The 19103-nt window shown below is 61.4% G+C and carries 23 protein-coding genes; 9 read left to right on the top strand and 14 right to left on the bottom strand.

Translation table 11 applies throughout. The features are described 5' to 3' along the window. The first annotated feature begins 124 nt into the window (after positions 1–124). The 4 genes from ACEN84_RS21895 (at position 125) to ACEN84_RS21880 (ending at position 2457) form a co-directional block, all read left to right on the top strand. Positions 125–385 carry an accessory factor UbiK family protein gene (locus ACEN84_RS21895; RefSeq protein WP_112719316.1) on the top strand — a complete coding sequence of 87 codons (261 nt, stop codon included), beginning with the start codon at positions 125–127 and terminating at the stop codon, positions 383–385. Between the two features lie 396 nt (positions 386–781). After that, the gene (locus ACEN84_RS21890; RefSeq protein WP_112719315.1) at positions 782–1282 is read left to right on the top strand and encodes a YbjN domain-containing protein; all 501 of its coding nucleotides are present in this window, start codon (positions 782–784) and stop codon (positions 1280–1282) included. Between the two features lie 6 nt (positions 1283–1288). Next, complete coding sequence (gene proC / locus ACEN84_RS21885; protein WP_413709900.1) at positions 1289–2107, top strand: pyrroline-5-carboxylate reductase; 819 nt, start codon at positions 1289–1291, stop codon at positions 2105–2107. Positions 2108–2115: 8 nt separating this feature from the next. Beyond that, complete coding sequence (locus ACEN84_RS21880; RefSeq protein ID WP_112386281.1) at positions 2116–2457, top strand: tRNA-binding protein; 342 nt, start codon at positions 2116–2118, stop codon at positions 2455–2457. Here the strand turns inward: ACEN84_RS21880 and ACEN84_RS21875 are convergent, their stop codons facing one another. The 5 genes from ACEN84_RS21875 to ACEN84_RS21855 all read right to left on the bottom strand — a co-directional run bounded on the left by ACEN84_RS21875 (position 2458) and on the right by ACEN84_RS21855 (position 6562). Beyond that, positions 2458–3036 (bottom strand): DUF1349 domain-containing protein, encoded by a 579-nt coding sequence (locus ACEN84_RS21875; protein ID WP_413709899.1) that lies wholly within the window; start codon positions 3034–3036, stop codon positions 2458–2460. A 7-nt stretch (positions 3037–3043) separates the two neighbouring features. Then, entirely contained in the window at positions 3044–4420 is a 1377-nt protein-coding gene (locus ACEN84_RS21870) for an ATP-binding protein (protein ID WP_413709898.1), read from the bottom strand. Between the two features lie 28 nt (positions 4421–4448). Continuing rightward, positions 4449–5147 carry a response regulator gene (locus tag ACEN84_RS21865; protein WP_199627055.1) on the bottom strand — a complete coding sequence of 233 codons (699 nt, stop codon included), beginning with the start codon at positions 5145–5147 and terminating at the stop codon, positions 4449–4451. Next, positions 5148–5666, bottom strand: a complete 519-nt coding sequence (locus ACEN84_RS21860; protein ID WP_112719309.1) for a MarR family winged helix-turn-helix transcriptional regulator — start codon at positions 5664–5666, stop codon at positions 5148–5150. It abuts the gene before it with no gap. A gap of 278 nt (positions 5667–5944) precedes the next feature. Continuing rightward, positions 5945–6562 (bottom strand): DUF1236 domain-containing protein, encoded by a 618-nt coding sequence (locus ACEN84_RS21855; RefSeq protein ID WP_413709897.1) that lies wholly within the window; start codon positions 6560–6562, stop codon positions 5945–5947. Between the two features lie 260 nt (positions 6563–6822). Between ACEN84_RS21855 and ACEN84_RS21850 the strand changes: the two genes are divergently transcribed. Then, a complete protein-coding gene (locus tag ACEN84_RS21850) occupies positions 6823–7467 on the top strand; it encodes an MBL fold metallo-hydrolase (protein ID WP_112719307.1) in 645 nt (214 codons plus the stop codon). A 57-nt stretch (positions 7468–7524) separates the two neighbouring features. On the opposite strand, the gene ACEN84_RS21845 is transcribed toward ACEN84_RS21850, so the two are convergent. The 7 genes from ACEN84_RS21845 to ACEN84_RS21815 form a co-directional block, all read right to left on the bottom strand. After that, positions 7525–7941 (bottom strand): BA14K family protein, encoded by a 417-nt coding sequence (locus ACEN84_RS21845; protein ID WP_112719306.1) that lies wholly within the window; start codon positions 7939–7941, stop codon positions 7525–7527. A gap of 178 nt (positions 7942–8119) precedes the next feature. Next, positions 8120–8335, bottom strand: a complete 216-nt coding sequence (locus ACEN84_RS21840; protein WP_007534130.1) for a cold-shock protein — start codon at positions 8333–8335, stop codon at positions 8120–8122. 481 nt (positions 8336–8816) lie between these two features. Then, a complete protein-coding gene (locus ACEN84_RS21835) occupies positions 8817–9707 on the bottom strand; it encodes a DMT family transporter (RefSeq protein WP_199627053.1) in 891 nt (296 codons plus the stop codon). Positions 9708–9832: 125 nt separating this feature from the next. Further along, positions 9833–10975 (bottom strand): PQQ-dependent sugar dehydrogenase, encoded by a 1143-nt coding sequence (locus tag ACEN84_RS21830; protein WP_413711338.1) that lies wholly within the window; start codon positions 10973–10975, stop codon positions 9833–9835. A gap of 68 nt (positions 10976–11043) precedes the next feature. Beyond that, a complete protein-coding gene (locus tag ACEN84_RS21825) occupies positions 11044–11811 on the bottom strand; it encodes a class GN sortase (protein ID WP_413709896.1) in 768 nt (255 codons plus the stop codon). Further along, positions 11811–14147 carry a marine proteobacterial sortase target protein gene (locus ACEN84_RS21820; RefSeq protein WP_413709895.1) on the bottom strand — a complete coding sequence of 779 codons (2337 nt, stop codon included), beginning with the start codon at positions 14145–14147 and terminating at the stop codon, positions 11811–11813. The genes ACEN84_RS21825 and ACEN84_RS21820 overlap by 1 nt, the downstream gene beginning before the upstream one ends. A gap of 60 nt (positions 14148–14207) precedes the next feature. Then, positions 14208–14459 (bottom strand): hypothetical protein, encoded by a 252-nt coding sequence (locus ACEN84_RS21815; RefSeq protein WP_130277856.1) that lies wholly within the window; start codon positions 14457–14459, stop codon positions 14208–14210. A 63-nt stretch (positions 14460–14522) separates the two neighbouring features. Between ACEN84_RS21815 and ACEN84_RS21810 the strand changes: the two genes are divergently transcribed. The 3 genes from ACEN84_RS21810 (at position 14523) to ACEN84_RS21800 (ending at position 16473) form a co-directional block, all read left to right on the top strand. Continuing rightward, positions 14523–15725, top strand: coding sequence for a pyridoxal phosphate-dependent aminotransferase (locus ACEN84_RS21810; RefSeq protein WP_112719302.1), 1203 nt, complete (start codon positions 14523–14525; stop codon positions 15723–15725). Between the two features lie 98 nt (positions 15726–15823). After that, positions 15824–16084: a type II toxin-antitoxin system Phd/YefM family antitoxin gene (locus ACEN84_RS21805; RefSeq protein ID WP_130277858.1), complete on the top strand. Its 261-nt coding sequence runs from the start codon at positions 15824–15826 to the stop codon at positions 16082–16084. Between the two features lie 2 nt (positions 16085–16086). After that, the gene (locus ACEN84_RS21800; protein ID WP_413709894.1) at positions 16087–16473 is read left to right on the top strand and encodes a type II toxin-antitoxin system VapC family toxin; all 387 of its coding nucleotides are present in this window, start codon (positions 16087–16089) and stop codon (positions 16471–16473) included. A gap of 8 nt (positions 16474–16481) precedes the next feature. On the opposite strand, the gene ACEN84_RS21795 is transcribed toward ACEN84_RS21800, so the two are convergent. Further along, positions 16482–17579: a calcium:proton antiporter gene (locus ACEN84_RS21795; RefSeq protein ID WP_413709893.1), complete on the bottom strand. Its 1098-nt coding sequence runs from the start codon at positions 17577–17579 to the stop codon at positions 16482–16484. A gap of 233 nt (positions 17580–17812) precedes the next feature. Between ACEN84_RS21795 and ACEN84_RS21790 the strand changes: the two genes are divergently transcribed. Continuing rightward, positions 17813–18097, top strand: coding sequence for a DUF2188 domain-containing protein (locus ACEN84_RS21790; RefSeq protein WP_112719298.1), 285 nt, complete (start codon positions 17813–17815; stop codon positions 18095–18097). Between the two features lie 30 nt (positions 18098–18127). Here ACEN84_RS21790 and ACEN84_RS21785 read toward each other — a convergent pair whose 3' ends face one another. After that, the gene (locus ACEN84_RS21785; protein WP_413709892.1) at positions 18128–19039 is read right to left on the bottom strand and encodes a LysR family transcriptional regulator; all 912 of its coding nucleotides are present in this window, start codon (positions 19037–19039) and stop codon (positions 18128–18130) included. Positions 19040–19103: the final 64 nt, after the last annotated feature.

Raw genomic sequence — 19103 nt, 5'->3', positions numbered from 1 at the left:
GCAGGGCAGGGCGAGGCGGGCTCTTATCCAGAGCAAAGCGCTTGCATCCTTAACGGCGAAGCCCTACCTCAATTTCAGAGGCTTCGAGCCTGAAGAAACATGTCGTGCGAAGGAGAAAACCGCCATGACGACTGGAGCAAACCGCATCATGGACGAATTCGCAAAGCTGATGACCGATGCAGCCGGTGCTGCCCAGGGCGTGCGCAAGGAGGTCGAGACGGCCTTCAGCGCGCAGGCCGAGCGCTGGCTGAACAGCATGGATGTCGTCAAGCGCGAGGAATTCGAGGCCGTACGCGAGATGGCGATCAAGGCGCGCGACGAAAACGATGCGCTGCTGGCACGAGTCGCCGCTCTCGAAGCGCAGCTAGCCGCCAAGAAGAAGTAATTCCCGTTTTGCTACAAGATGTGGTGTGGCGCATTTGCGACACGCCGCATCTCAGACCAAAAAATCAGGTGCCTTTATCCACCTGTGGACACTGCCAAAAAAGCCAATGGGCAGAGTCATTTATATCCCCCTCCTGAATCCGATTTCGAGAAGCTGTCCACAGTACCTTTCGGGAAATAAGGCAACCGGGGGCTGGCTTGTCGCCGGTCTGATTATACACTGATTTTAAATGATGATTCGAACCGGACGGCGGTAAGCTCCAGGCAGGTTTTCTGCGTTAAGCCTGGGTTGCGGTTCAAGGGTCATCGAATTGGTGTTCCGGTATTTGCGTGTGTCTTTTCTTGTGTTGTGTAGACCCAAGTCAGTCGCATTCATTCCCGGTCAAGAAGGTGCTGCATGAGCCTGATGGAATTGGAATTCGAGCGTCAGTCGAACCCGGTCGATATGATCGAGTACGTCGCCGCCAATAATGACTGGGCATTTGAACGGTCAGGCGAGGACGAGATCGCGATGACGGTCGAGGGGAAGTGGGCCGATTACCACATCTCCTTTTCCTGGATGGAAGAGTTTGAAGCTCTTCATCTCGGTTGCGCCTTCGATATCAAGGTGCCGGAAAATCGCGTCAACGAAGTCACCAAGCTGCTGGCTGCCATCAATGGCCAGGTGCTGATGGGCCATTTCGACCTGTGGCGCCAGGAAGACGTGATCATCTTCCGCCAGTCGCTGCTGCTCGCAGGCGGCGCCGAGCCCACCAACCGTCAGGTCGAAGTGCTGCTTTCGAGCGCGCTCGATACCTGCGAAGCCTATTATCAGGCATTCCAGTTCGTCATCTGGTCCGGCCTCGATGCCGCTAAGGCGATGGAAGCCGTTCTTTTCGAAACCGTCGGCGAAGCGTAATCCATCATGTCCAGCGTCTCTGCAGATCCTATCGTTCTCATCGGTGCCGGTAATATGGGGGGCGCGATGCTCTCCGGCTGGCTGAAGAACGGCGTCCCCGGTTCCTCCGTGGTCGTCGTCGATCCCGGCCCGTCGCCGGCGATGATGAAGACGATCGAGGATGCGGGGGCGACGCATGTGACGGCGGCGCCTGCCGGTCTCAAGGCCGGTGTCCTGTTCATCGCGGTCAAGCCGCAGGTGATGGAAGCCGTTCTGCCGCCGGTGAAGCATGCGGTCGGGCCGAATACGGTCGTGGTTTCGGTCGCTGCCGGCAAGACGCTCGGTTTCCTCGAGAAGCATCTCGGCGAGGCCGCGATGGTTCGCGCCATGCCGAATACGCCTGCCATGGTCGGCCGCGGCGTCACCGGTGCTTTTGCCAATGCGAAGGTCAGCGCCGAACAGCGCGACCGCGTTCATTCTCTTCTTCGCGTATCCGGTCCTGTTGAGTGGGTTCCGGCCGAGTCCGACATTGATTCCGTTACGGCGCTGTCGGGCAGCGGCCCTGCTTACGTGTTTTATCTCGTCGAGTGCATGGCTGAGGCAGGCCGTAAACTTGGCCTGCAGGCGGACCTCGCCATGCGTCTTGCACGGGAAACGGTCGCGGGGGCTGGTGAACTTCTCCACCAGTCCCCCGACGACGCTTCCAAGCTTCGCCAGAACGTCACCTCTCCCGGCGGCACGACCGCTGCCGCACTTGCCGTGCTGATGGCGGAAAAGGGGATGCAGCCGCTGTTTGATGAGGCTCTCGAGGCCGCGCGCACGCGCGCCCAGGAACTGGCGGGCTGAGGCGGATCATGGCTGACGAAATCACCTATGCCGATTTCGAGCGCGTCGACATCCGTGTCGGCACGGTCATCGAGGCATCGCCTTTTCCGGAAGCGCGCAAGCCGGCGATCAAGCTGCTGATCGACTTCGGCCCCGAGATCGGCGTCAAGAAGTCCTCGGCGCAGATCACCGTGCACTATAATCTCGACAACCTCGTCGGCCGCCAGGTCCTCGGCGTCGTCAACTTCCCGCCCCGCCAGATCGGCCCCTTCCGCTCGGAAGTGCTGACCCTCGGCTTCGAGGACGAAGCCGGCGCGATCGTGCTGGCGGCAACGGACAAGCCGGTGCCCAACGGCAAGAAGTTGATGTGATCAGTGAATATCGCGCGAGACCGGATCGGTCAGCGTGAAGGAATGGAAGGTTGCCTCGAAGCCGGCGCGTTGCGGGGAGCAGAAGGCGGGGCCGACCATCAGGGTTTCGATCGCGGGATCGAACCAGGCGAGGCGCGCCATGCGCCAATCTTTCATGACATCGGTGCGGTACTGGATGAAGAGGGCGTCGCCGTTGCGGGTGACGCGGGCCGAGATCTGCGCGAAGTCGTGGTCGATGCGGAAGGCGGACCAGTCGGAATTGCCGTTGGTAACGACGGTGCTGAAATTTATGGCACCGTCGGTATATTCGATCCCGCATTTCATCCAACGGCGTTCATCGGCGCGGATCATCAGGCCGGCCTGATCGTAGAGCGCCTCGTAGCGGCCGGAGAAGGTGACTTCGGCGGTGAAATCGCCCTCGCGCTGCTGATGCAGGAAATGGCCGTCGTCGCGGTGGAAGCCGTAATAGGTGCCTTGCCAGAAATCGGTCTTCTCGCCGGAGCGGGCGTGCAGCGCGCCGTCGCGGACTTCGGCCGAGGGCGGCGGGTTGAGCCAGGTCATTTTCTCGAAAATGCTCATCGAACACTCACGCGGGAACGCGGATGACGGCGCGCAGGCCGCCGAGCGGGCTGTCGGAGAGCGTGACGTTGCCGCCGTGACTGCGAGCGATGTCGCGGGCGATGGCGAGGCCGAGCCCTGTGCCTGAGTCGTCGAGGTTGCGGGCTTCGTCGAGGCGGAAGAACGGCTTGAAGACGTCTTCGCGGTTCTTTTCGGGAATGCCGGGGCCGTCGTCATCGAAGGTCAGCGTCAGCCATTTGGAGCCATGCTTGGCCTCGATATTCAGCGAGTTGGCATAGCGGCGGGCGTTCGATGCGAGATTGGTGACCAGCCGGGTGAAGGCGTTGGGGCGCACGACGATCTCGTCATCGCCTTCGATCGAATAGCTGAAGCTCTTTTCGTGCAAGGCAAAATCGGTCTCGATCTTGGCGAGCATCTCGCTGATCTTGAGTTCGCCGACATCCTCTTCGATCTCGCTGCGGGCGAAGGCCATGTAGGCTTCCAGCATCGATTGCATGTCGTTGACGTCGTCGGCCATGCCCTGCAGGTCGGGATTGTTGCCGGCGAGCGCCAGCTGCAATTTGAAGCGGGTGAGGATCGTGCGCAGGTCGTGGCTGACGCCTGTGAGCATCGCCGTGCGCTGCTCGATCTGCCGTTCGATGCGTTCACGCATCAGGATGAAGGCGAGACCGGCGCGGCGGACTTCGTCGGCGCCACGCGGATAGAAATTCTCGGCCTTCTGGCCCTTGCCGAAACTCTCGGCAGCGGCCGCCAGCGCCTGGATCGGCCTTATCTGGCCGCGCAGGAAGAGAATCGAGACGCCGATCAGCACCAGCGAGGCGCCGACCATCCAGACGATGAAAATATGGGTGTTGGAGGCGTAGGTCTGATTGCGCTTGGTCAGCACCCGCAGAATCTTGTCATTCAGCTTGATGCGGATTTCGACGAGACTGGAATCGCCGAGCGTATCGATCCAGAAGGGGCGCTTGATCTGGTCATTGAGCTCATCGGAGAGGATGCCGTCGAGGATCGAGAAGAACGGCTTTTCACGCGGCGGCGGCAGGTCGCCGTCCGGCTCGATCGAGATCTGCAGCTTCATCTGCTCGCGGGCGATCTTGGTGATGGCCGTATAGTCGGCATCCTGAGGATAGGTGTCGATGATCTGGATGATCGCGGCGATGTCCTGCGTGACGGCCATCGACAGGCGTTGCGTGACCATCTGCCAGTGGCGTTCCATGAACACGGCGGCGACGACCGATTGCAAAAGCAGCATCGGCATGATGATGATCAGCAGCGAGCGGACATAGATGCCCGTCGGCAGGCGGCGGCGCAGAAAGCGCGTGAACCACTTCCAACCGGTGGCGGGCAAGCGCTCTTCGCGCCGCAGGCTTTCGAATGTCACCATCTCTGTCGCGATCCTGACGTCCGGAGCATCAATCGATGCTCAGCCTGTATCCTATACCACGAACCGTCTGGAGCCAGACAGGATTTGCCGGATCATCCTCGATCTTGCGGCGCAGACGGTTGATCTGCACGTCGATCGTGCGTTCGCCGACATCGACGTCGTCGCCGATCAGCTCGTGGCGCGGGATGGTATCGCCGGCGCGCCGGGCAAAGAGCAGCATGATTTCCTGCTCGCGATCCGTCAGCCGGATCACTTCGGCCGCCTTCTTCAGCTCCTTGCGGGTCAGCGAGAAGGTGTAGGGGCCGAACATGATCTGCTCGATCTTCGGCGCATCCGAGGCGTTGCGGCGCAGGATGTTGTTGACGCGCAGCACCAGCTCGCGCGGATCGAAGGGCTTCGACAGATAGTCGTCGGCGCCCGCTTCCAGGCCGGCGATGCGATTGTCCGACTCTGCCAGCGCTGTCAGCATGATGATCGGAACGTTCTTGATCGCCCGCAATCCGCGCGTCACGTCGATGCCGGATTCGCCGGGCATCATCACGTCCATGATGATCAGGTCGAAATCGAGCCCGGTGAGCTTGCGCTGTGCCTCGGCGCCATCGGCGGCAACGGTCACCCGGAAGCCGTTCTCGGTGAGGTAACGGTTGAGCAGTGCACGGATGCGCGTGTCGTCGTCGACGACAAGCAGATGCGCCGCATCATCAGAAATGATTGTCTTTCCCGCCATTCAGTCCGCTTTCGCTGTTTGCCTGTCCCGCATGCCCCTCAGAAATGCCTTCACGCTCTCGCGCGTTTCAAGAGAAGCATTGTCGAATGCCCTCTCAATGCGGCGCGATTGCGGCTCCGCCAGAGCAAGCGCCAGTTCGCGCCCCGTCTTTGTCGGATAAAGCTTGCGCTGGCGCCGGTCTTCCGGGCCCGCGACTTGTCTAATATAGCCTGAATCGATCAGTTGTTTGAGCACTCGGGCGAGGCTCTGTTTGGTAATCTTCAATGTATCCAGAAGATCAGCAACGGTCATGCCGGGTTCACGGTTAACAAAGTGTACCACCCGGTGATGGGCGCGTCCGAAGCCGCTTTTTTCAAGGATGGCGTCCGGATCGGAGACGAAATCGCGATAGGCGAAGAAGAACAGCTCGATGATTTCGAAGTCGATGATGCCGCTGTTTTCCATCGGCGTGGACAGCGGCTCAGGCTTGGCCGCTTTCGCGCTGGTCTGTCGTGGCGCCACGTCATTTCCCTTTCTCATCCCATGCGTTCCGGGCCGCTCTCGGCGCTCCCGGACCTTGCAGAGCTCGGGCCGAGGCTCGTCTTCGCCCGAACCCGGCCAGTCTCCGCTTCCCAATACAACGCATATTTTTCCCCAGTGCGTCAGTGGATAAAACGCAATCGGGACAACAATCAACAGGCTGGGTGTACGGGGAGCCGGTGGATAGACAGTCGCCTCGCAGTAAACTTGTCCACAGAAATGCGAAAAGGCGGCCAGGCGGCCGCCTTTTCTGTTTCATTCCGGATCGCTCATCCGCCTCAGTTATAGACGTAGACGATGCGGCGGGTGCCGGGATCGACCAGCACCGAGCGGTCGTTGATGCGGGTGTAGCGATATTCGTAATTCGGGACTTCCTGGAAGGTCACGTCAGCCGGAACCTCTGCACCGACGACGACATCACCGCCGAGCTGCACGGTCTGCGCCGGCGTGGTGTCGATATAGGTGCGGACTTCGGCCGGCGGCGTGATCGCATCGACGTCTCCGACCGGGCCGAGCAGCTCGTCACCGGGGCCGGGCTGCGGCTCGGCGGGAACGACGCTCGCCGTCGTCTCGTAGGTCACGACGGGGACGCCGAGGCTCGTCTGGTTCTGCTCGACGACGACAGGGGCGCCTTCATGCTGGACCTGCAGATATTCGGCATAGACCCAGCCGCGGACGCCGTTAACATCGACGCGGCACCAGCGGCTGCCCTGGATGCAGCCGTCGAGATAGGCCGACGAGCCGCGGGTGGCGATGCCGACGGAAGGGTATTGCGGGCCGGGACCGGCGCGGACATTGAGATCGTTGATGGCCGTGGCGGCCATTTCCGCATGCGCAAAGCCCGCGCTTGCAACAAGCACGGCGCCTGCCAGGAAAATGTTTCTCGTCATGGTCATTTGCATTTCTCCTTGTTTACCGGGCTGGAAACGCACCGTTCACCATCCGGTTCCAAAAGGCGTAAGCCTATTGTTTCCACCATGCCGGGAGTTTCTCGCAGGTGTTTGATTCTCAAAGGAAAAATTGAAACGGAAGGCGCGTTTCGCCGTCATAAACTGTTGTTACAGCCTGTCTCTTAGGTGTGAGGCGCGGATAAAAACTTGCTTTCGTCACTCGCCATTCAGACTATAGGGGCGGGTAGAGAACATAAGAGGCGCCAATGGGTATGCTACAGGCCGGAATCATTCCGGTGACACCGTTTCAGCAGAATTGCACCGTGCTTTTCGATCCTGACACCAAGGAGGGGGTAGTGGTCGATCCCGGCGGCGACGTCGAGACGATCGTCAAGGTGGTCGAGGAGAACGGCTTCAAGATCAAGGAAATCTGGCTGACGCATGGCCATCTCGACCATGCCGGCGGCGCCAAGGATCTCAAGGCGGCGCTGGGGATCGATATTGTCGGTCCGCACAAGGACGACCTGCCGCTGCTGCAGCGGATCGAGACGCAGCAGCAGAAGTACGGGATCACCGGTCTCAAGAATGTCGAGCCGGACCGCTGGCTGGAAGACGGCGACAAGGTGTCGTTCGGCAATCACGAGTTCGAGGTCTATCACACGCCGGGTCATGCGCCCGGGCATGTGATCTACGTCAATCGCGCGCAGAATTTCGCGCATCTCGGCGATGTGCTGTTCAACGGTTCGATCGGGCGCACCGATCTGCCGGGCGGGGATCACGACCAGCTGATGGCGTCGATCCGCGACAAGGTGCTGCCGCTGGGGGACGATGTCGGCTTCATCTGCGGTCACGGGCCGGGGAGCCGGATCGGCGACGAGCGGCGCAACAACCCGTTCCTGCAGGGCATTTGACAAACGAAAAGCGCCGCTCGATGAGCGGCGCTTTCATTATATCGGATCGGGCGGCGATCAGCCGGCGGTGCAGAAGTGCTCGCGGCCATCGTTGCCGATGAAGGTGCCGGTGCCCGGATCGAAGGTGCGGTAGCGGTACGAGCAGTAACGCTGCCACTGCGGCGTCCAGGGCTCGATGCCGGCGCGGACCGGTGCGTAGTAACGCGGGGGAGCGCGGTAGACCGGTACGGCTTCGTATTCCGGCTCGTAAACCGGTTCTGCGTAGCGCGGCTCATCATAATAGTAGCGCGGCTGGTTGGCGTTCGCGATTGCCGAGCCGACAACGAGGCCGGTTGCGAGGCCAACGGCACCGCCGACCCAGGCGTCGTTATTGTGGTGATGGCGCCAGCTGTCGGCGGAAGCTTCGCTGACAGCGGAAAGGCTGAGAGCGGCGGCTGCGGCCGTCAGAAGAAGTGTCTTTGCGATCGTGTTCATGATCTTGTCCTACTCTCCAAGACAGCGGGAAGTGCTGCCTTTAAAACTCTTCAGGACGGCTGCGGGTTCCTGCGCCGTGATGTTGAGACGATAGTGGCGGCTATCTGAACGGATGCTGAATAACAAAACCCGGCATTTCTGCCGGGCTTCAACTCGAATTCGACGGCCTTGTTTGGGCTCAGCCAGCAATCTGAAGATTGACGGCCTTCGGTCCCTTGCCGCGGCGATCCGGCTCCGTGTCGAAGCTTACCTTCTGGTTTTCCGTCAGTCCGGCGAGGCCGGAAGCCTGAACGGCAGAAATGTGTACAAAGATATCGGCGCCACCCTTATCCGGCTTGATAAAGCCGAAGCCTTTGTCGGTATTGAAGAATTTTACAGTGCCAGTCTCGGCCATGCGTCAGGTCCTTTTCTCTCTGCCCGCCATCCACACGGGCAGCATCAATTATGCCCCTTCCGGAGCGCTAGCAGGCAGTTCTTGAATTTCGAGAAAAAGGTCCCCTCTACCTCGGCCTGTCTCTTGGTGGGATTATTCCCCATCTTGTGAGACCGGCTGACCGGAATATTAGCGTTTCCGGCGCGCACTTTCTTAAGGACTTCCCATGCTCGCAAAATGCCCGAACGCCGCGAGATTGCTGTGATTATTGGGAATTGGCAAGCAAAAGTTTTTTAACGTGTCCTCAGGAGCACAGTCGCTGCGGGTGTCCTATTTGCGCCAAAACGCAAAAAATCGCTCCGTGCGGGTGCATGATTAACGTTTTGTATCGTCTGCAATATAATTTGTGAGCAGATTTTCCCAAAAACACAACGTGAGCGGGTCTTCAGACCCACCCAAAAAAAATTCCGAATCATTCCGGCGATGTGCCGTGGATGCGGTTTCAGACCGCTTGGGCGCGGCGTCGCGACAGTTCGGGCACCACCTCGACTACAAGCATAGCGCTAAACATCAGCGCACAGCCGATATAGCCGACTGGGGGGATTGTCTCGCCAAGGATCAATGCGGCGAGCGAGGAACCGAACAGCGCCTCCGACGACAGGAAGATCGCCGCCTGCGAGGGTGTCGTATATCGCTGGCCGATGATCTGCAGCACGAAGGCGACGCCAGAGGAGAAAACGCCGACATAGAGGATCTCGGGTGCTGCGCCCATGATGGCGTCGAGGCTGACGGGTTCGAACATCGCGGCGACGATGAGAGCGAGCAGAGAGGTGATGGCAAACTGTGTGGCCGACAGGGCCAGGGGGCGGCCGGTTTCCTTGACGGTCGTTCCTGCCAGCGTGATCTGGATCGCCCAGAAGCCGGCGCAGATGACGGTCAGGCCATCGCCGACCGTCAGAGCCGACAAATGTCCGCCCGACAGAAGGTAGATGCCGGCGATTGCCATGACGGCGCCCGGCCAGATGATCCAGTGCGGCGGGCGGCGCAGGAAGAGCACGGCGATGACCGGTACGAAGACCACGTAGAGGCCGGTGATGAAGCTCGAATTGGTGACCGACGTCGTCTGCAGGCCGACCTGCTGGGTCGCGGCGCCACCGAAGAGGGCAAGGCCGATCGCCAGGTAGAGGCCGAGATGGCGCCTGCTGGTCTTGACGGCAGCCTTGCGGCGCTCGAGCAGAACGAAGGGCAGGACGGCGGCCGTCGCAACGGCGAAACGCAGGCCGATGAACCAGAACGGGCTGAGTTCCTTCATCGCTGTCGACTGCGCCACGAAGCCGCCGCCCCAGATGGCAGCAGCAAGCAACAGCAACAGGTTCGCCTGAACGCGAGTCATGTCATTCCTCGATTGCGGGGAGCACGGTGTGATGGCCGTGGTTAGCAGCTGGGTTTTGTTTCAGCAAGCGTGAATGAACGCATCAGCCGGGGCTGATACTGCGGACTGAAATTTCCAATCTGCGATCAGCCGTCCTGATCGGCGGCGCGGGAGACGCGCAGCAGCGCGCCGTCGCTTTCGTCGGTGACCATCAGCAATGCGCCATCTGGAGCCACGGTCACGTCGCGGATGCGGCCGTAATTGCCCTCGAACAGACGTTCCTCGGCGGTGAACTTGCCGCTTTCGTCGCGCTGCATGCGCGACAGCAGCTGGAACTTCAGCGCGGCCACCAGCATGTCGCCGTCCCATTCCGGGAACATCTTGCCGCGATAGACGGCGATGGCGCCCGGCGCGATCGAGGGATCCCAGTAGTGGAGGGGTTGCTCCAGTCCGGCCTTTTCCGTTCCTTCGCCGATCTTGGCGCCGGAATAGTCGCGGCCATATGTGATGACGGGCCAGCCATAGTTCTTGCCCGGCTCGATCAGGTTGATCTCGTCGCCACCGCGGGCGCCGTGCTCGACGGTGTAGAGCTTGCCATCGGCGCTGTCGAAGGCGATGCCCTGCGGGTTGCGGTGGCCCTTCGACCAGATTTCGGGGAGCGCCTTAGCGCCGTCGCGGAAGGGATTATCGGCGGGGATGCTGCCATCGGCATTCACATGGATGATCGAGCCGGCGTCGTCCTTGAAATCCTGCGAGCGGTCGCGGCTGCCGCGGTCGCCGACGCTGATGAACAGGCCGCCATCGCCGGCGATGGCGATCCGCGAGCCGTACTGGATGTTGCCGCCGGTGAACTTCGCCATGGTGAAGATCGGCTTCACGTCCTCAAGCCTGCTCTCGTCGGCCGAGAGCTTTGCAGAGAAGGCTTCCGTGCCCGATCCCTTGGCATTGGCAATCGCGGCGGTGAGATAGAGGATGCGGCTTTGGGCGAAATCCGGGGCGAGCGCCACATCCATCAGGCCGCCTTGGCCGCGGGCGCTGACCTCGGGCACGCCGCCGAGCGGCTCTGATGCCTTGCCGTCGCGGATGATCCTGATATTGCCGGGGCGTTCGGTGACGAGATAGGCGCCGTCGGGCATGACCTCGACCGCCCAGGGATGATCGAGCCCGGTTGCCAGCGTATCGACGCTGACCGTCACTTTCTTGGTCTGCACCCTGTCGGCGGCGAATGCCGCGCCGGCTGTTGCAAATGCGGCGCCTGCCGCCAAAGCGATGCGCAATCCCTTGAGCATGTTCATGATCTCCCCGTTCTACCATCCAGGCGGGTAGGTGGCGCGCGGGGGCGATCGCTTCAACCTCATTAACTCCCGGATAACGGCTTTGTGTTGCCGGGTTGAACGGTGCCGGTCTGGATCCTGTCGACCAGTTCGGCTTCGACGATGTAGCGCATCGGGCCGCGCTCGGTGGCGTCGAACGGCCAGCAGGTCGTCAGCACGAGGTGGCGGCCCTCTGACGCGGCGTCGATGCCGCTTTCATCCCAGCGGGCGACACGGGCATCTGTTGCCTTGAAGGTCAGGACGGAGCCGTCGCGGCGGGTGATCTCGATATCGTCTCCGGCGCGCACATCCTTCAGCCAGCGGAAATGCGTGTCGCGGTGGGCGGCGATGACGGAGGTGCCTTCTTCACCGGGCTGCGGCGTGTTGCTGAGCCAGGCCGGGCCGAAGGCGAGGGCTTCGCCGGTGGCGCCTGAGAGCACGATCGCCGTCTTGCCGAGGCGCGGGGCGCTGACTTCGGCCTCTGTGGTGAAATCGGCCCAGGGCCAGGGCTTGGCATCCTCGCCGCGCAGCTCGGCGGCGAAGGCGCGCTTCAGCAGCACTTGCGAGAGTTCTGCCTTGCCCTTCATGTAGAAGCCGCTGGTCATCAGCGCAGTGCCGTAGAGCCCGAGGCCGAGGATGGCGACTGCGATCACCTTCTCCATCGCCGACAGGCGGGCGAGGAGGCTTTTCCGGGGCGCGTCGATCTCAAACGCCGTCGCTGCGGCATTCGCCATCATCAGCTCCAGATAGCTCGGAAGCGGTTCGAACTCGCCCGCTTCCTCGTTCCAGCTTCCGCGTTGTGCGCCGGGCATCAGCGGCCTCCCGCCAGGAAGGCGCCGCGGATGCGGCGGCGCCAGATCGCAAAGCCACCTGCAGCGGCCAGGGCTGCGAGCAGCATGGTCAGGCCCTGCATGATCTGCCGGTCGGCAAGGGTTGCCGTCTGCGGCAGCTTTACCGATGCCGAGCGCTGGGCGATCAGGTTTGCTGCACCCGGTGTCGGGGCAGCGGCCATCTGGTTGGCGACGGCGGCAAATTCCATCTGCGGCTTTGCCATGGCGTGATCCGGTGCGTTGCCAGCCGGGGCAGGGGCGGGTTCGCCCATCACCTTATCGAAGTCCCAGCCGTCGGGCAGGTTGAGCGGCAGCTTGGTCGAGCTGACCGGCTGGCCATCGGGACGCGACGGCGTGACGTCGACGGCGACGAGGCTGGTGACGCGGGAGACGAGATGGTGGGCCATGGCGATCGCCTCGACATCCTTGTCGAGTGCTGCCGGGTCCTGGCGCTCATAGGAGCGGGCTTCAAGATCGTCGATCTTGCGGCGCGCCCACAGCTTGGAGAGGCCCTTGCCGTCGGCGGCATTGGCGATATCCATCTCGACGCGCCAGGGCTGGGCGCCGGTCTTGCCTGATATCTGCAGCTTGCCTGATGGTTTGTCCGTCGGCAGTTCGGCGGTCAGGACCACAGGCTCGCCGGTATAGAGGTCGGGCATCGGGTTCGGCGTGATGTCGCTTGCCTGCACGCCGTCGAAAGTGGCGGCGATATCGGTCATGGCCGGGTTCTGCAACTTGGTGAAGAGTTCGCCCATGCGTGAGGCCACCTGATCGGTCGAGCCGATATGGGTGAAGGTGCCGCGGCCGAGCTCGGCGGCCTTGGTCATGAAGTAGGAATTCGGCGCCGAGCCGATGCCCACGGTGAAGACACGGGCATCGCTGCGGTTGTTGGTGATCTCCATGAACAGCTGCTGCTCGTTGCCGATTGCGCCATCCGTGAGGAAGACCACCTGGCGGAGCGCGCCATTGGCAACCGAGCCCTGATTGCGCAGCGCATCCTCGAGCGCCGGCAGCATCTCGGTGCCGCCATCGGCGGTAAGGCCGCGTACATAGGCGATCGCTTTCTCGCGATTGTCAGGTGTCGCGCCGACGAGGCCGCCGAAGTAATCGGTCATCGTGTCGTCGAAACGGATGACGTTGAAGCGGTCGTCGGGACCGAGCCTGGAGATCGCCAGGGCCAGGCTTTCCTTTGCCTGGGCGATCGACTCGCCGGACATCGATCCGGAATTGTCGATGACGAAGACGACTTCGCGCTTCAGCGGCGCCGTGGAAGCGTCAGGCGTTGCGGGCGGGGTGACGAAGGCGAGCAGATAGGTCTTGCCGTTCAGGACTTCGCGGAAGAGGCCGGCGCTCGGCGTCTTGCCGGGGGCAGCCTTCCAGGTGAGCTCGAAATCCTTGTCTGCCGGGACAGAGTCACCCTTCAGGCTGATGACGCGGTTCTGGTCGCCGTCCTGCTTGATATCGACATCGTGGAAGGCGGATTTTACGTCGCCGAGCGGAAAGCCTGCCTTGAGGTTCACGGTCAGCGCCACCGGATTGATCCTGGCGTTTTCGCGCGGATCGAGCACCGGCGCTTCGATCTTCTCGCGGTTCGGCACCGGATCGGACGGGACCGCGAAACCGGCGCCGTTGTTGAACTCGACGGTCTGGACCACGGGGGCCGGATTGTAGCGGGGTGCGACGACCATCGGGAAGCGCAGCGAGAACTCGCCGCCCGACTGGTGCACGGTCTGCTGATATTCGATCTGGACAACGATGGTTTCGCCGGGGCCGATATTGGCGACCTGGTTGGTGAAGATGTTCGGGCGCTGCTGTTCGAGAAGGGCCGCCTTTTTGCCTTCGGCCTTGGCCTGTTCGTAGATCTCGCGTGCTTCCTGGCGCGGCTTGATCTGGCCCTCGATGAAGCGGTCGCCGATCTGCATCTTCAGTTCGTCGACGGCGGAATTTTCCGGCAGCGGGAAGACGTATGTGCCTTCGACCCAGCCCTTGCTCGGGTTCTGGAAACGCTGGGTGACCTTGACGCGGGCAACGGGGCCGGAGACGTCCATCTGGACGTCGGTCTTCAGCCGTGGCGCCTCGATGAAGAAGCCGGGCTCCTTCGACGGGAAGAGCAGCGAGCCGCTGTTGACGTCGTTCGGGCGAACGAGGCCTGCGAGCTGCTCGACCTTCTGCGGCTGCGCCTCTTCGGCGCGGGCGGCGGACACCAGGCCTGCGGCCATCATCAGCGATGCGAAAAATGTGGTGAACGCGATCAGAAATGAAAAGGACACACGGCTGGCGCGGAGCCGCTCGGTGGCAAACTCGTCTTCCAGAAACATTGGCATACCCTCAATAACCAACTTCGGATGATCCAGATTGAGGCTTCGATCCCGGCGGGCTCACGACCGAATTGCGGCGTGCCGCGGCATTTGTTGCGGCTTATTTGCGGCAAAGGCCCGAAACGTGGAAGTTTCTGATTTTAAGGGGTAAATCCGGATGACTTCAGAAATCGATTCAAGTTCTTCGCAAAGTGATTCAGCGCATCGCTGCAAAGACGATTCCGGCACGGCTTTCAGGTGCGGCAATTGATCAATAAGAATCATCGGCGCCATCGCGCCTTTGCCCTTGAAATGCCTGTCTACATTGGACATAGACCTTAGCGCAGAATTCCGGTCCCGGCTTTCTGCCCCTTTCAACCGTATAGGACCGATATCATGGCCTTCCTTGCCGATGCTCTTTCCCGTGTGAAGCCTTCAGCCACCATCGCCGTCGCTCAGAAAGCGCGCGAGCTGAAAGCCAAAGGACGCGACGTGATCGGCCTCGGCGCTGGCGAACCGGATTTCGATACGCCTGACAATATCAAGGAAGCGGCGATCGACGCGATCCGCCGCGGCGAGACGAAGTACACGCCGATCTCCGGTATCCCGGAACTGCGCAAGGCGATTGCCGCGAAGTTCAAGCGCGAGAACAATCTCGACTATACGTGGGAGCAGACGATCGTCGGTACCGGCGGCAAGCACATCCTCTTCAACGCCTTCATGGCGACGCTGAACGCCGGCGATGAAGTCGTCATCCCGACGCCGTACTGGGTTTCCTATCCCGAGATCGTAGCCCTTTGCGGCGGCACGCCCGTGTTCGTCGCGACGACCCAGGAGAACAACTTCAAGCTCCAGGCCGCCGACCTCGAAAAGGCAATCACGCCGAAGACCAAGTGGTTCATGTTCAACTCGCCGTCCAACCCGTCGGGCGCTGCCTATACGCATGACGAGCTGAAGGCGCTGACCGACGTTCTCGTCAAGCATCCGCATGTCTGGGTTCTGACCGACGACATGTACGAGCACCTGACCTATGGCGACTTCAAGTTCGCGACGCCTGTCGAAGTCGAGCCGTCGCTCTACGACCGCACGCTGACGATGAACGGCGTCTCCAAGGCCTATGCCATGACCGGCTGGCGCATCGGCTATGCAGCCGGCCCGCTGCAGCTGATCAAGGCGATGGACATGATCCAGGGCCAGCAGACCTCGGGCACGACCTCGATCGCCCAGTGGGCCGCCGTCGAAGCACTGAACGGTCCGCAGGACTTCATCCCGGCCAACAAGAAGATCTTCGAAGGACGCCGCGATCTCGTCGTCTCTATGCTCAACCAGGCCAAGGGCATTTCCTGCCCGGTTCCGGAAGGCGCCTTCTACGTCTATCCGTCCTGCAAGGGCCTAATCGGCAAGACCGCTCCGTCGGGCAAGGTCATCGAAACCGACGAAGACTTCGTCACCGAGCTGCTGGAGAGCGAAGGCGTTGCCGTCGTCCACGGCTCGGCCTTCGGCCTCGGCCCGAACTTCCGCATCTCCTACGCAACCTCCGAAGACCTGCTGGAAGAAGCTTGCCGCCGTATCCAGCGCTTCTGCGGCGCTTGCAAGTAAGCGATAGTTTTACAGTTGGAATACCGAAGCCCGCCGGAGACGGCGGGCTTTTTGTTTGCCGATTTGACGATGTGGCCACATGTAGCTACATTGGTCTCATGAAAACCGTATCGATCAGAGATGCCAAAAACCGGCTGACCGAACTTGCCCGTGAGGTGGAAGAGGGCGAGACGATCGTCGTCACCCGCAATGGACGGCCGGTTTTCGATCTGGTGCCGCACAAGCCGCGCGGCGGTTTGGATCTCGCGGCGGGGCAGGCTTATTTGAAGTCGAAGGGCATTACCAATCCCGTGCCTTTTATCGCCGATGATTTCGACGACCCATTGCCTGAAGACTTTCTCATTCGGCCTTTGCCCTAAATATGAGGCTGCTGCTCGACACCCATATGATCTTGGCGATCCTGCGTGGAGATGTCGGTGAACGCTTTCCCGATGTCCCCGAGCTGCTGGTAGATCAGGAAACTGTGGGCTTCGCGAGCATTGCCAGCCTATGGGAAATTGCCATCAAGACGAGATTGGGAAAGCTCGACCCGGGCATGCCTCTCGACGAGATAGCGCGGTCGCTTGATGAGATGGGGCTTTCGCTGCTGGGCATCGAGGTCGGCCACGTGATTACCGCAGCTGAACCCGAGCCGAGTACCCGCGATCCTTTCGACCGACTTCTGCTGTCTCAGTGTCAGATCGAAAACTTGAAGCTGCTAACAGTGGATCGCGCATTGGCGGATCATCCACATGCTTTCAAATTCTGAATTCGCCTCTATAGCCCCAGCGCCGACAGCATCAGGAACGTTGCGAACAGAATGAAATGCGTCATTCCCTCGATGGCGTTGGTTTCGCCGTCGTTGAGGTTGATGGCGGCGGCAATCAGGGTGATGGCGACCATCACCGTCTGGACCGGGGTCATGGCCATGACGAAGGGCTGGCCGGTGTAGAGGGCGATGGCCTCCATGACCGGGACCGTCAGGATCACCGTCGAGAGCGAGGCGCCCATGGCGATGTTGACCGTTGCCTGCATGCGGTTCTTCAGCGCGGCGCGGAGCGCCGTCAGGATTTCGGGGGCGGCGGAGATTGCGGCGACGACGATGGCGGTCAGCGCGATCGGGGCGCCGGTGTCGCGCAGGCCCTCGGTCATGAAGGCCGACATGAATTCGGCGAGCGCGCCGATGATGACGACGCCGATCAGGATGGTGATGATCGACGCCGATGCCGGTTCGTCGGTGTGGTGCTCGTCCGGTGCGTTGCCTTTCCGCTCGGCGCGCGGATAGCTGTAGCTGAAGAAATAGCTGTGCTGGCCGACCTGCATGCGCAGGAAGAGGCCGTAGAGCGCGATCATGGCGATGATCGTGAAGCCGGAATAATAGTGCCATTTGTCGTCGGGCACGAATTCGGGAACGATCATCGAAATGCCGATCGCCGTCAGGATCATCACGCCGTAGGTCTTGCCGGAATTGTCGTTATAGGGCTGCTCGCCGTGCTTGAGGCCACCGAGCAGGGCGGCGAGGCCGAGGATGCCGTTGATATCCAGCATCAGCGCCGAATAGATCGTGTCGCGCACCAGCGTCGGCGAGCTTTCGCCTGACATCATGATGGCGAGTATGATGACCTCGACGAGGACGGCCGACAGCGTCAGGATCATCGTGCCGTAGGGATCGCCGACCTTGACGGCGAGGATCTCGGCATGGTGGGCGACGCGGATGGAGGCGAGCACGATCGTGCCGACGAGTGCTGCGGCGGCGATCAACGCCGCACCGCGGCCCATTTCCAGGATGCTGTGCTCGAGGCCATAGGCGACGGCGGCGACAATCACCGCGATGACCAGGAATTTTTCGTCTCTCAGTCGTGCGGCGAGGGTCACGCTAGGCTCCGGAATTGATTCACCAGAACAATCTAAGCCGATGATATCGCTAATCAAGCCGGGGCCACTACACGCCAAATTTGCGCTATGTCCGATTTAATGGAATACTGCCCAAATCGGTCAGCCGGACAGACATCGCGGCGTGCCTCGTATCTTGTTTCATCGCCCGCGATCCGCCGGATTGATCTCCGGAAGCTTTTCGCCGCGTCCAAGAAAACAAAGAGGAGAGGTGCATGGTCAAGGTGGTTTATGAGGTTGTGCCGCATGACGGAGGCTGGGCGTACCGCTTGGGCAACGTCTATTCCGAGGCCTTCCCGTCACATGCCGAAGCGCTGGAAGCTGCGCGCATTGTTGCTGCCGAGCAGCAGGTCGGCGGCGATTCCGCCGAGATCAGCTGGCAGGACGATAAGGGCAAGTGGCACGAGGAATATGCCGAGGGCGGCGACCGTCCGGAGACCGAAGTGGTCGACGGCCTGTTCAGGAAAAGCCCTGGGGCCGAGGCATCGCCCGGCGCCTGACTTCGATCCAATCCAATATCTGACCGCGCGTCACCGGGCGCGCGTGATGGCACAGCTGTCCAGATAAAGCTTCAAACCCTCGACCAAGGCATCGAAGGCCACGCGGCAGCGCGGCGACGTCTTCAGATTTTCATGCATGGCGACCCACGTGCCGATATGCATGTCCATGACGCCGGGAAGAACGCGCCTGAGGTTCGGATCGGCATCCCCAAGACCCGTCTGACACATGCCGATGCCCGCGCCGGCGCGGATGGCGGCGAGCTGCGCAAGATAGCTGTCGGTGCGCAGCGAAAAGGCGATGCCTTCGGCCACCGGGAAGCGTTTCACCATCGTGCGCACATAGGCGGTCTGACGGTCGAAGCCGATCAGGCGATGCGTCTTGATATCTTCCAGCGTTTGCGGCGTGCCGTGCTTTTCCAAATAGGCGTGATGGGCGTAGCAGCCGATCGGGATGTCGCCGATCCGCCTGACGACGAGCGCATCCTGTTGCGGCTCCATCATCCGTACGGCGATATCGGCCTCGCGATTGAGCAGGTCCTCGACAGTATCGGAGGCCGAGAGCTCGATCTCGAGCTCGGGGTGGCGATCCTGAAGGGCGGCGAGGATCGGCGGCAGGACCTCGACGGCGATCACTTCGCTGGCGCTGATCCTCACCGTTCCGTCGATCCGGTCGCGATGGCCGGAGGCGGCGCGCAAGAGGGCCGAGGAGCTTGCGGCCATGGTCTGCGCGAAGGGCGCGAGCAATTGTGCGGCATCCGTCGGCAGCAGGCCGCTTTGTGAGCGGGTAAACAGCTCGGCGCCGACGGCCTGTTCAAGAGCGTCGATATGGCGGCCGATGGTCGGCTGGGTCAGGCCGAGTTCACGGGCGGCAGCCGAAAGCGAGCCGTGTGCCAGCACGGTCAGAAAGGTGCGGTAGAGATCCCAGCTTGGTTCTTCGCTCATTGATTTATGTATAGATGATGCACGTATTTCGTCAATTTCGTTTATCGCGCGACGGGCGCATGAT

Origin of the sequence: Rhizobium sp. Rhizsp82 (assembly GCF_047325115.1) — a bacterium.
Taxonomy (GTDB): Bacteria; Pseudomonadota; Alphaproteobacteria; order Rhizobiales; family Rhizobiaceae; genus Rhizobium.
The sequence above is the reverse complement of the archived record's forward strand: the minus strand, read 5'-3'. Positions and strand labels throughout refer to the sequence as shown.